The sequence below is a fragment of the Agarivorans sp. JK6 genome (assembly GCF_045277145.1).
Lineage (GTDB): Bacteria > Pseudomonadota > Gammaproteobacteria > Enterobacterales > Celerinatantimonadaceae > Agarivorans > Agarivorans albus.
Window position 1 is genome coordinate 4,612,881 of record NZ_CP113525.1, and the last position, 13,045, is coordinate 4,625,925.

Annotated in this window: 11 protein-coding genes; 2 read left to right on the plus strand and 9 right to left on the minus strand. The window is 44.8% G+C overall.

The annotated features are described in order from the left end of the window. Positions 1-207: 207 nt before the first annotated feature. The 7 genes from OV592_RS21215 to OV592_RS21245 form a co-directional block, all read right to left on the minus strand. A complete protein-coding gene (locus OV592_RS21215; RefSeq protein ID WP_406609935.1) occupies positions 208-1,068 on the minus strand; it encodes a helix-turn-helix domain-containing protein in 861 nt (286 codons plus the stop codon). A gap of 97 nt (positions 1,069-1,165) precedes the next feature. Next, positions 1,166-1,987, minus strand: a complete 822-nt coding sequence (locus OV592_RS21220; RefSeq protein ID WP_406609936.1) for a GNAT family N-acetyltransferase — start codon at positions 1,985-1,987, stop codon at positions 1,166-1,168. 295 nt (positions 1,988-2,282) lie between these two features. Next, complete coding sequence (locus tag OV592_RS21225; protein WP_406609937.1) at positions 2,283-2,558, minus strand: putative quinol monooxygenase; 276 nt, start codon at positions 2,556-2,558, stop codon at positions 2,283-2,285. Between the two features lie 149 nt (positions 2,559-2,707). After that, the gene (gene glmS, locus OV592_RS21230; RefSeq protein WP_016400192.1) at positions 2,708-4,540 is read right to left on the minus strand and encodes a glutamine--fructose-6-phosphate transaminase (isomerizing); all 1,833 of its coding nucleotides are present in this window, start codon (positions 4,538-4,540) and stop codon (positions 2,708-2,710) included. A gap of 22 nt (positions 4,541-4,562) precedes the next feature. Further along, positions 4,563-5,327 (minus strand): DeoR/GlpR family DNA-binding transcription regulator, encoded by a 765-nt coding sequence (locus tag OV592_RS21235; protein WP_152785165.1) that lies wholly within the window; start codon positions 5,325-5,327, stop codon positions 4,563-4,565. A gap of 77 nt (positions 5,328-5,404) precedes the next feature. Beyond that, on the minus strand, positions 5,405-6,265 hold the full coding sequence (locus OV592_RS21240; protein ID WP_406609938.1) for a sterol desaturase family protein: 861 nt from the start codon (positions 6,263-6,265) through the stop codon (positions 5,405-5,407). 17 nt (positions 6,266-6,282) lie between these two features. Next, a complete protein-coding gene (locus OV592_RS21245) occupies positions 6,283-7,326 on the minus strand; it encodes a DUF2804 domain-containing protein (protein ID WP_406609939.1) in 1,044 nt (347 codons plus the stop codon). A gap of 359 nt (positions 7,327-7,685) precedes the next feature. Between OV592_RS21245 and OV592_RS21250 the strand changes: the two genes are divergently transcribed. Next, positions 7,686-9,044 (plus strand): MFS transporter, encoded by a 1,359-nt coding sequence (locus tag OV592_RS21250; protein WP_406609940.1) that lies wholly within the window; start codon positions 7,686-7,688, stop codon positions 9,042-9,044. A 130-nt stretch (positions 9,045-9,174) separates the two neighbouring features. Beyond that, entirely contained in the window at positions 9,175-9,369 is a 195-nt protein-coding gene (locus OV592_RS21255) for a hypothetical protein (RefSeq protein ID WP_152785159.1), read from the plus strand. Positions 9,370-9,427: 58 nt separating this feature from the next. Here OV592_RS21255 and OV592_RS21260 read toward each other — a convergent pair whose 3' ends face one another. Then, positions 9,428-9,925 (minus strand): DUF1456 family protein, encoded by a 498-nt coding sequence (locus tag OV592_RS21260; protein ID WP_016400198.1) that lies wholly within the window; start codon positions 9,923-9,925, stop codon positions 9,428-9,430. 391 nt (positions 9,926-10,316) lie between these two features. Beyond that, complete coding sequence (locus OV592_RS21265; RefSeq protein ID WP_406609941.1) at positions 10,317-13,034, minus strand: hypothetical protein; 2,718 nt, start codon at positions 13,032-13,034, stop codon at positions 10,317-10,319. Between the last annotated feature and the right edge of the window lie 11 nt (positions 13,035-13,045).

A 13,045-nucleotide genomic window follows, 5' to 3' on the forward strand; every position in this document is an offset into this window, starting at 1 on the left:
AACAAAGACTTAAATTGTATTATATATATTTAGAAAGGGCCGAGAGCGTCATATTGAGAACAACTGTTAGATTGAGTTTAGGTAAAGCCTGGGGGTTAATAAAGCAGGTGTTGCAAGCCATTAAACTTGGCTAAGGAAACGCAGCTTGAGATACAACAAAATTGGCTCCCTCACCAAGCGATGTAAAGTAACTCAGCTCCTTATTATTTATTTCTTTTGTTCAGAACTAGCAGCGGAACTCACCCCACCATAAACATCAATGGTTAAGCCACGCTCTTTTTCATAGTTTTTTGGCGTAAAGCCTAACTGCTTTTTGAGATGTCGAATCAAATGAGGTTGGTCGCTAAAGCCAAACCTAAACGCGATGTCTACCCAATCTAGCTCTGCTGATTCACGTTGGTACACATACTCCAACATCGCCTCTAAGCGATTCATCGATTGGCATTGTTTAAGCGTTAACCCTGTTACCCGCTGAAAACTTCTCTCCAAGGTTCGCTGCGAGCAGTAAAGCTGCTCACCTAGATCTGATATTGCGCTTTTATCCAGATATTGCAGGGCTTTACGGGTAATTTTACTGTGCTGATCCTCATTGCTTCCAGCTAGCCATGACTCAAGCAGAGAATCTAAGTGTTTACCGCATCGTTCTGCATTATCTCGCGCCAATTCAATCAATGCGTTCTCATCTATACCTAGCTGTTTGAACAACCTTGAGTCTTTAACAGGCTCCACCTTATCAAGTATCTGCGGATGAGCAGTGAAATGAGGCGCACTATATAGCGCACCAACATGAAACTTTACTCCAAGGTGAACAAAGGGTTTTGAGTGATCTAACGCCAAGGTTTGTTGGTGTGGATACAAGCAATGACTGCCTTCACCCACAGCGATACCTGGGTTTAGATCGTAATGATACGTTTGGCTCGGCGGGGAAATGATTAAATGCGCCGAAGGATCTGGATTCAGTTTAGGATACTGGTAAGCAGTAGAGTCTGGCGTTTTTTCGATTAACCAATAGCATTCAACATATTTAGCAACAATTAACGACTGTGGTGACTGTAACCAATGAATCATGCCGCTCTCTGCCTATTTTAAAGGGCTCACAACAATATAAGCTTGGTAGCCACATATCACAAATACCCTTACTAACTACCTGCAAGGGTTTGTTGGTTTACTGTTGGTCAAACTCAATTTGAATAATACGGTTTAGCGGAGTTAAGCCTGCCCGTTTGATTGCTTTTTGTGCCCCAATATTACCACGTTCGGTGGAGCACATAGGGCTTAAACCGCGCTCATTAGCAAGCGTAACCAAGCTGCTAAGTACTTGGGTCGCAATACCTTTTCCGCGCTGAGATTGAGCAACAATCATACCTAGGTCAGCATAATCAGTTTGGTATTCATCAAACAAACGACACTCACCCGTTGCTAGTAACTCACCTTCAAGCCAGTAACCAAACAGCTCATTACGCTTGATTAAGTTGCCAAAGTATCCGCTCAACCACTGTTCTGGTGCACCTATATTGCTTGCTGCAAATTCAACAAATTCATCAAGTTGCTCTGGCTGCGCCAATGTGAGCTTAAGCGCGCTCTGATTACTCCTGGAGCCTCGCTGTACTTGCTGATACATCAGCGCATTCACGGTAAATGCCGACGAGTTGTCAAAGCAAAGCGACAAGTATTTAGGCTCTGCAGTACTCACAAATGCGCCTTTTACTTCACCAATAACTGCACTATTTTGCTCCGCAATTAAGGTAAATAACTCTTTAGCATCGCTGTTAGCGTTTGGCGCTAAATAGAACTGCAACATATAACCTTCACCATTAATGCAACAGTAGCCTACTAATGCCTCATGCTCATAAAACCCAAAATGAGCAGCCATAGGCGCAAAGCCAAAGTGCCACATACCATCGAGCGGAGCCGTTGATTGAGCAAAATAGTCTTGCTTTAGTTTGCTAAGTTGTTGTTGGTTTTCAACTGGTTTAATTTTTAACATCGTTTTTGCCTAACATCTGCTGATATACATAAAAGCCGTAATCCATTTCCTAAGAAATGTCTCGCTTTCGGATGCCACAAATATTAGTCATTACGGCAGAGTTAAGATTGAAAAAAAACGACAGTTTCGTGGCCAGTTACCGACCTTAGGCACGAATGGGTATTGGAAAAGGAGCGGTTCATAAGCCAGAGCAGCTTGCGCTATTTATAATAACTCTAACCTCTTTTATTCAAACTTTGGGCGAAGCGAAACCGGCCCGTGTTGCAGAGTCGCTCCTAAATGCTTGGTTATGTGTTTACTCTAACACCTGATAATGCCGCTCAACATTTACTGTCACCTTACCCCAGTGAGATGCTTTCACTCTGGCTTGATGGTACTCAAATGCAGACATATCTCGAAACTCTTCGTAAACATCAAAGCGAAGTGGGTTTTCCAAGCTTTCAGTTACATCAAACCTAATACAACCAGGCTCTTCCAGGCTAAGGCGCTTGTGATTTACCAACTCACTTTTAACGATTTCAAGCTCCGATTCAGAAACGATGATGAAGCCTTTCAATGTTACTTTTGGCATAAATTCCTTATTACGCTTCAACCACTACTCACGTTATTGACAACCACGCTAACTCGCTCGAAACGCTCAAACTTTGTTGTTCACCTCATACAAAAAAGCCCTGCTAGCATAAACATAGCGGGGCTTTTTTAAGCTCGGTTTAAGTAGCTTTATTCAACCGTTACCGATTTAGCTAAGTTTCTTGGTTGGTCTACGTCGGTGCCTTTAATCAGGGCTACGTGGTAAGACAACAGCTGCATTGGCAAGGTGTACACAATAGGCGCAATTAGCTCATCAACATGTGGAACATTAATCACGCGCATGGTTTCGTCGCTTTCAAACTTCGCGTCTTTATCAGCAAATACATACAAGATACCGCCACGAGCACGTACTTCTTCTACGTTTGATTTAAGCTTTTCTAACAGTTCGTTGTTAGGCGCTACCACAATAATTGGCATTTCTGCATCAATTAGCGCGAGTGGACCATGCTTCAACTCACCCGCGGCGTAAGCTTCGGCGTGAATGTAGGAAATCTCTTTTAGTTTAAGTGCACCTTCCATAGCAATTGGGTATTGGGTACCGCGACCAAGGAATAAGCTGTGGTGCTTGTCGGCAAAATCTTCGGCTAGTTCTTCGATGGCACCGTCTAGTGTTAAGGCTTGTTCTATTTTGGCAGGTAGCGATTGTAGTGCGCCCACAATGCGCGCTTCCAAATCTGCAGATACATCTTTATTACGACCAATCGCCGCAACCAGCATTAATAAACCAGCAAGCTGAACCGTGAAGGCTTTGGTTGAAGCAACGCCAATTTCGGTGCCGGCTTTCATCAAGTAAGCCATGTCTGATTCACGCACTAAAGATGAACCATCAACATTACAAATGGTTAAGCTTGAGGTGTAGCCTTGTTCTTTAGCTAAGCGCAATGCTGCCAGCGTATCGGCCGTTTCACCACTTTGCGAAAGGGTAACCAGTAAGCTATTTTTAGGCGTAAATGACCTGCGGTAACGAAACTCTGAGGCAATCTCTACGTTACATGGAATACCGGCCAATTCTTCAAACCAGTAGCGCGCTACCATGCCTGAGTTGTAAGAAGTACCACAAGCAATAATTTGCACATGCTCAATGGTAGGTAGAATCTCAGCGGCTTTAGGACCAAAAGCACTGTCTAGCACTTTGCCTGCTTGTAAGCGACCTTCTAAAGTACGTTGAATCGCAATTGGTTGCTCGTAAGTTTCTTTTAACATGTAGTGGCGATATTGGCCTTTGTCACCGGCATCGTGTGATGCAGTAGACTCACTAATTTCGCGCTCTACCGGTTCGCCATTCTCATCAAAAATACTTACGCCTTGGCGAGTAACTTCGGCTACGTCACCTTCTTCTAAGAAGGCAAAACGGCGAGTTACCGGTAGTAATGCTAATTGGTCAGATGCAATGAAGTTTTCACCGACACCGTAACCAATAACCAGTGGGCTGCCAGAGCGTGCTACCACTAAACGGCTTGGATCGCGTTTATCGGCGATCACCATACCGTAGGCACCTTCTAACTCGGCCACTGCCGACTGCACCGCTTCAACCAAACTTTGGTGATGTTTGATCTTGTGTTCAACCAAATGAACAATAACTTCGGTGTCGGTATCTGAGGCAAAGGTGTAGCCTTTGGCAATAAGCTGCTCACGAAGTTCGGCGTGATTTTCGATGATGCCATTGTGCACAACAGCAATGGTTTCACATGAAACATGTGGGTGAGCATTACGCTCACTAGGCTCACCGTGAGTGGCCCAACGGGTATGTGCAATACCGGTGCCGCCAAGTACAGGGTTGCCTTCTAAGGCATCGGCGAGTTCTTGCACTTTACCTAAGCGGCGCACGCGACTTAATTCGCCATCGGCAGTGATGGTTGCTACACCCGATGAGTCGTAACCACGGTATTCTAGGCGGCGTAATCCCTCAACCAAAATATCTGCTACATCACGCTGAGCTACCGCTCCTACAATTCCACACATAGTTATTTCCTTGTCGATAAAGTTATTGGGCTATTACCACATTAACGCCCTGAGCACGTATTTGCTCAGCCACGCTAGGCTCTAGCTGATTGTCTGTTACTAAAGTTGAGATCTTCGACCATGCCAACTCTAGGTTATGAATTTTTCTGCCAATTTTATTGGACTCGGCCAGTACCACGACTTCGCGGGCAACCTCGGCCATTACTTGGCTTAAACCGACTAATTCATTAAAGGTAGTCGATCCTCGCGCTACATCGATGCCATCTGCGCCAATAAACAATTGGTCGAAGTCGTAAGCACGTAATACTTGCTCGGCCACTTGGCCCTGAAACGCTTCAGAGTGAGTGTCCCAGGTGCCACCGGTCATCAAAAGTGTCGGCTCGTTTTCTAATTCTCGTAAGGCGCCTGCAATGCTTAAAGAATTCGTCATTACCACCAAACCTTCTTTTTCTGAAAGCTCTGGCAGTAGCGCAGCGGTAGTGCTGCCACTATCGATAATTATCCGATTATGATCACGAATTAAGCCTGCAGCAGACTGGGCAATCGCCTGTTTTTGCTTGGATACTTGCTCGTCGTGCGGTTCGTTTATCAATTCTTTAGGAATAGGCACTGCACCGCCATAACGTCTTAGTAACAAGCCGTTAGCTTCTAGACTAGCTAAATCCTTTCGAATCGTAACTTCTGAGGTTTCAAAAGCGTGAGCAAGTTCATCAACCTTTACTTCGCCGAGGTCGGCAAGGCGATCTAAGATAAGGCGACGGCGCTGCTGAGTGTTTCGTTTGATCATAATGCCATTAGCTAAGTTTCGAATCGAAACTTATTATAGTTAAGCGAAACTTAAGATCAAGCCGAGTTGTTAAAAAATTACTCTTTGCTTTGTTTGGCCGGTGGCGCAAACAATAAACGCCAGCGTTGAGCAATGCTTAAGCCCGGCGCACTGGCTTGGATAAACATGCAGCGCCACTCGCTAAAGGTAACTACGATGGGGTTAAAACTGTTCACTGGCTGAGTAATGCCGTAGTCAACGGTTTCAAGTTCTGGCTCAAAACTGCCAAACAGCCTGTCCCAGATAATTAGTACCCCCGCATAGTTTTTATCAATATATTGCGGGTTGCGCCCATGGTGTACGCGGTGATGAGATGGAGTGTTAAATATCCACTCCAAAGGGCCTAACTTCTTAACTGCTTGAGTATGTACAAAAAACTGCAAACCCAAGTTAAGCAGCACAACAAACACGACCCAATGCGGCGCAAACCCAATAATTACCAGCGGTAACCAAAATAGCCACATTCCCGCTAGTGGGTACATTAAGCTTTGGCGAAAGGCGGTGCTAAAATTCATATTCTCGGAACTATGGTGAACCACATGGGCCGCCCACATCCAACGTACTCGATGACTAGCGCGGTGAAACCAGTAATAACAAAAATCTTGAGCGATAAATAAGCCAACAAAACTTAGCGCTGTCATATTTATATCGAACAGCCGCCAGCCAAACAAGCTTAAGTAAATTTGGCTCACCAGCAAACCCATTAAAATATCACTGAGCTGATGCATGCCCGCTAGTGCAAAATTGCAGAGCAATTCCTTGGTTTGATACTGAGCCGACAATGGCAACTTTTGCCGCACATTTCCCCAATACCACTCTAGCCCCATACACAACAAAAACAGCGGTGCTAAAGCCATTAACAAGTACTCGGGATGAGCGATTAACATAGCAAAATCCATTTACTTTCCTTATATCGCTACCAACGAGCAAAGTGATCTTCGGTTAAGCCTAATACGTCTTGTAGTTGGTGTGTTTGGCCATGTTGGCATACTAGCGTGCCGCTAAAATGCCCCATGTATTGCCGAAAGTTGCTCTTAAGTAACCACAGGTTTAAACGTTCTTGGCGGCAATTTAAGGGAGTAAACCTAAGATTTACTCGACCATCGGCTGAGTATATGTGCCACGGCTGATGTGACTTGCTAGTTTCACTTGCGAGGCTGCGTTTAAAGCTAAAATGCACCGGGCCAAGTAAGTGCTTCTCTCCATCAATCCATAAGGCATTTTCATTACAACCGGTTTCGTTTACCCCTGCGGCGAGGTTTAAGCCAATGCAGGTCTGATTTAAACGAGTAGAAAAGCTTGCCCAGCGCCAAGAGGTTTCTCGGCGCATATAGCCCGCCGAGAAATCATAAGCGCCTAAGGCTGTCGCCAAATTCTGTGTTTTACCGTTTACCAACAAATGGCCAGCCACCGGCAAAGCATTTTGCTTTTGGGTATAAGTCCAACCGGAGTAGCCAGTAGGGCCGCACATGGCCATGCATTGTTGCTGATTGGCTGGAGTTATTGTTAACTCGGCTTCTAAAAACGGTGTATTGGCGCGGATGTGCCATTGCCCCTCAACTATCTGAATCTGCAGCGAATGTTTGCCTTTTAGATAAGCCAAACTATTTACCGGGCTTGGCTGGGTGCCGTAACCCATGCCACAAGGCTTAAGCCAGGTGTGCTCTTGCAAGGTTTTGCTAGGGATATGAAACACGTAACAAAAGCCACTGCCCAGGTAGCGAATATCTGCCAAGGCAAAGCCCAAAATGTATTCATCGCAATTAATGCTCACAAACTGAAACTGCTTGTAATGAAAATGCTTTGCCCAAAGCGACGCAGGTTTGTCCATCACATTGGTATATACAAAATTTGCCAAACCCAACTGGCTAACCGGACCGTTAAAGTGACCAAAGCTAAGTTCTCCATTCGCTGCGATTAAGCAGCTAGGAGCTGAGATTAGTTGTTGGGACTTTTGCATTTACCAAACCTTTAACGATTACATTTTATTAACATTTATTAGCTAAGCAGAGTTTGAGTAAATATTCTAAAAAGGAGTAATTGCTTTGTGAGCCAGCTTGCAAGAAAACTGCGGATGCTGAGCAAATGCCGTGATAAGCCTCTAAACAGAAGCCCAAACTCAGAATATTGATTCGAAAAGCCAATAAAAATTAGCTAAAAACACCTAAAAATGTGATTTTGAAAACACTTTCAACCATTAACGTGACACAGATCACTTAATTTTTGTGGATTAAATCACCTTTTGTATTCACAATCTCGGCAACTTTCGAACCATCTGGTTAGACCAGATAAAAACCCTTCTCACCATTAGGTAAGTCCATGAATACAAACAAACCAAAATTACACTTTTGGCAAATCTGGAACATGAGTTTCGGTTTCCTAGGTATTCAATTTGGCTTTGGTTTACAAAATGCCAACGTAAGTCGAATCTTTGAAACCCTAGGCGCTAGCATCGATCAAATCCCAATTTTGTGGCTAGCTGCGCCAGTAACAGGATTACTTATTCAACCGATTATCGGTTATATGAGTGATAGAACATGGAATGGTTTAGGTCGTCGTCGCCCCTACTTTTTAGCTGGCGCGATCATGTCTTCTCTCGCATTAATCATTATGCCTAACTCGCCTTATCTTTGGATGGCAGCAGGCATGTTGTGGATACTTGATGCCTCGATTAACGTTTCAATGGAACCGTTTCGCGCTTTAGTTGCTGATAACCTTCCTTCAGAACAGCGCACTCAAGGCTTTGCGGTGCAAACCTTCTTTATTGGTGTGGGTTCAGTAATTGCCTCTGCCATGCCGTATGTACTGGCGAACTGGTTCGGCATTGCCAACACTGCCCCAGAAGGGGTTATTCCGCCATCGGTTAAAATCTCATTTTATGCTGGTGCCGTGGTATTTTTTGGTGCTGTTTTATGGACCGTTCTCAAAACCAAAGAATACAGCCCAGAAGAAATGGAGCGCTTTGAAGGCGCAGAGCCAGAACAAGATCAAGAAACGCGCGAAGGCTTTGCCGAAGTTTGGGCTGATGTGAAGAAAATGCCTACAACCATGCGCCAACTAGCCGTTGTGCAGTTCTTCTCATGGTTCGCTCTGTTTGCCATGTGGATCTACACCACCTCGGCGGTAACTAGCAGCGTTTACGGCGCCACCGACACCTCTTCAGCCCTTTATAACGAAGGTGCAGACTGGGTAGGTTTATGTTTTGCCATGTATAACGGTGTTAGTGCTTTGGCTGCCTTTGCGCTACCTTGGTTAGCTGCACGCAGCAGCCGCAAAGTAGTGCACGCCCTATGTTTAACCTTGGGCGGCGTAAGCTTAGCCGGCATGTACTTTATTAACGATCCAAAAATGTTAATGCTTAACATGGTAGGTATTGGTTTTGCTTGGGCGAGTATTTTATGTATGCCTTACGCCATTTTAGCGGGTTCTTTACCTAGCAAAAAAATGGGCTTTTTTATGGGCGTATTTAACTTCTTCATTGTTATTCCACAAATTTTGGCGGCCGGTATCTTAGGTTACTTCACTCGCGAATTCTTTGGTGGCGACTCAATGATGGCCTTGGTATTAGGTGGTGCATCTATGGTAGTAGCGGCTTTGGTTACCTTAACCGTAACCGACCGAGACGACCCACAATTAGCTAACCAAGACACCGAGCTAAATCAAGCACAAACCGCATAAACAAACTGTCTATGCCAAAAAGGGTGAGCCATGGCTCGCCCTTTTTATTGGGAAAAATCACCAATAGGTCGATCGAAACGTCTTATGGCAACGTTTTATAAGCTGAACCTTTGAACAAGGAGTCAGCACCATGAGCCAGCATATATTCAAAGTAGGCATGCGTTGTATTTACGACAACGGTGAAGCCCTAATAGACACCTTAGATGAAAGAAACAATGTCGCATTGGTTCGCGACCAACATACCGGTAACTTGCATACCCGCGCCTACCACGACCTATTTCCCGATGATGAGCAGTTTCATAGCGAAAGCGATACTTACTACTAAGCCAATATTTACTCACAAAAAAGCCGAGCTAAGCTCGGCTTTTTTATTTATCTTCAGACTACTCTTCGTCCCACTCAAAATCAGGGGCCTCGTCTGGATTAGCGCGGTATTTAAGCTGCATACCGTGTAAGAAGTTACGCATGATTTGATCTTTACACAGGCGGTAATGCTTATGATCGGGTTTGCGGAAAAAAGCACTTAATTCATGTTTGCTTAGCTGAAAACCGGTTAGCCCAAGTACCTCTAACATATCTTCTGCTTTAAGGTTTAAAGCAATCTTTAGCTTCATCAAAATGAGATTATTATTAAGGCGCTTTTCTGGCTCGGGTTGCGGGCCTTCGCGCTTACCACGTTTTTCGTTAATTAAGCCGTTAAGAAAAATCGCTAGGGTTTTATCATTCAAATTGCGATAAGCGGCGTCATCATCTTTTTTCAACCAATCACTCACTTCTGCGCGGCTCACTGTTAACTCAGCTTGCGCAAAAATGGCAATCATCTTGTTATCGTTAAAATTAAAACAGTAGCGAAGACGACGAAGAATATCGTTATTAGTCATGGATAGATCCCAAATAAAGTAAACCTACAGCCAACAGGCTGAAAAACCAGCAGGATTCTACGCTATCCGGCGGCAAGTAGATAGCGCCTAGCCGCTTATTTAACCTGAACTTGGGATAAGGAAGTGGCAATTGCCCCGCAACCCAGTACTTAATCTAGCTTAATGGTTCTGGCGAGATAGTTTCGCTTAGTTCAAGGCGAAGCCGCGCGCCAATAGCTAGCCTATTGCAAGTAGCTTCAACACCGAAATAAGTAAAAGTAGCCGCTAGAAACCGGCTTGTTATCCCGAGCTCAGGTTATCTATTGAGCGTAGTCAAAGCCGCTAGAAGCTGCCTTTTCTAAACCAATAAAAAACGGCCTTTATGGCCGTTTTGTATTAACAAGCTGCTACCTTATGGTAAAGCAGGTACATCGCTGGCTCTAATAAGTGTCCGTATATCGGTCCATACTTCTCCTTCATCTTCACTCATGTATGGAAAGTCTTCTGCCCAAGTACTTTGTTGCGCAAAGATCTTAAGCGCCATTTCAACTCCATCGGTGGCAATGATGGTAGTGGTTTCTTCTACAGTTAAGCCAAATAGAGCTTCAGCATTCAGGCGCAAGTTTAGTTCTCCGTCCTCACTCACCTGCCATTCCATTGGTACACTAAACTCTTCAACCAGTTCGCGAAGTTCACCATTGTACCAACCGGCATTACTACTCTCTGTATCGCCGAAGATATAGTAAGCCTCTTCGTCATCATCGCTAGCAACTAACGCATTGCCCATTAAGGAATCAGCACCAAATTTGGCACTACGACCACCAATCGTTTCAATGCACTCTGCTACTGCATCTACGTAGTCGCTGAATACTTTTTCGGTGCCTTCAAACGGCACTTCGTTCTCATCATCCCAATCGGAATCACCGGTAGTGCAATAGTCCACACCTGCGTTACGCTCAAACACTTTGCCTTTGTAGTACCATGCTTCGGTGCCTATATCAGCTTCATTAGAGAATACTGCTACCGATACCTCATCTACTTCATCAAAGGCTTCTACAATCACCACCAAATCGTAGTCGTTTTCACTGTACATCAACTTAATGAAATCTTGGTCGGTTAGACTGTAGCTCAACTCGCCACTTAGCAAACCGGCTTTGTAGAAATTTACGCTTCCATCTTGATTGAACTCATAAGCGCGAGTGGTTCCATCACTACCTCTAACACGAACAATGCGCTCTTCGTATAAGTCAGGAAATGCTTGTTGCGCTGAAATATAGTTACAAGCATTAAAGAAGTTCACAAACTCTTGCTCAGTAAAGGTTTCTTGTATTTCCTCAACATCACAGGTATCTCGATCAAGTGCAGCCCCAATATCTTGAATAGCTTGCTGGTTAAACAAGTAGAAGGTAGGCATTCCAGCCTTTTCTACGTTGCCTCGACGAACCAAGCCCTCGGCTACTGTATAAAAAATCTCTAAATCATCAATCTCAGCACCATAAGCAACTAAGGCGATTGGTAGGCTTACTCTGACTAATTCCTGCCCGTTTACCGTTTGCAAAGACCAAGTGGTACTAAAGGCGAGCTTTTCTGTAGTTTGATCGTTATGGAAAATCTTATAGAAGTTAACGGTATTAGCTTCATCCTCTACGAACTCAGCTAAAACACTGGTATTACCCGACTGCGTCGGCGTCATCCAAACACCTTGCATGCTGTAATCATTGGCTTCAGCGGGTTCTGCTGAAAACAGTGCCGACAAAACTGTTGGGGCACTTTCTTCCGCACCGCCCCCCATATTGCGATAGATACGATTACAAAATTCACCTTCTTGGTCGTCACAACCCCAATTGAAGATTCGGTATCTATCTTCAGCAAGAGTCTCAGAACCAAGGTAAGCTGTTGCGCCTTCACTAAAGGTCGCACTGCTTGGAATTAACAGCAATAGCTCGCTGGCGTCTTCGGTTGCCGCAAAGGCTCGTACAGAGCTGCCTGCCAAGTCAATTTGTTTTAAGCTTGCCTCTCGATCAAGGCTAGTATCCGATTGCAAACCAGCATTGGTTAGCACAGCGGTAGTTTCTGTAGCACTGCGGAATAAGGGCATATCAAAATCTTCTAGCCAGCCTTCACTCCCCAATATCCAGCGATCAACATCATATTGAGTAGTATCTACGTTATCGATAGTGCCCGAGTAGCTTTCTTCAGGAGTGCTTAAATCTAAGGCTTCACCGCCACTAACATCCCACAAGTAAACTTGCTCAGAAGTAGTCACGCCATCAAAGCTCATTTTTCCTGCTTCAAACTCTAAGTCGCCATCATATTTGTCGGCATATACCCACCACACACCTTGTTGTAGTACTTCGGCTACATTGGTGTCAGCAGCTTCTGTTTCGGTTTCAATACGATCAACAACATTATCGGCAAGCTCTAGAATCGCCGGGTCTTCCAAAATGTCTTCTAACGTAAAATCATTGCCAGAATCAATAATTGCTTGATTGATTTCTTCACGTACTTCCTCAATCACACTGGCCACTAATTGTTGGGCAATGTCTACATTGCTGGCCAGCTCATCACCAGACGGCACTGCCGAGGCAAACTCCCCCCAGTCGGAGGCAGAGGTACTGGCAGCGGCAATTTGTTCCACCACTGCACGGTAGGCGGCTGTTGAGCTTAAATCTACTTGGAATTCCTCTGAAGTAGTTGGCGCAAACAAGTTATCGCTAGGTAGTGGCTGATTAAGCTGCAGGGCTGGTGTTCCATCAAGGTCAATCAGTACAACACAATCTAAACGCTCACCACCTGGTAAAGTAATCACATAAGTGCCATCAGGCTCTCTAGACCACTGGTCATCGGCTAGCTCTACCGTTTCAATCACATTGCCGTCTGCATCAATAATCGCTACCGCAAAGTTGTCTTTTTCTAAGTTATCAACACTGTCTGCATAGGCCTTAGAGAATAAACTAAATCCGCCAGTGCTTACTGTCACTAAACTGGGTGGGGCATCTACGCTAATAGAAAATGCGGTGGTTGGACCGGGCGCAGGAGCAGGATCTGGTGTACCAGAATCACTTGAGCCACCACAGGCATAAAGCAAACTAGTAGTACATAAAACAGCTAATGTGCTGAGTCTTCTCATAGTTAAGTTCC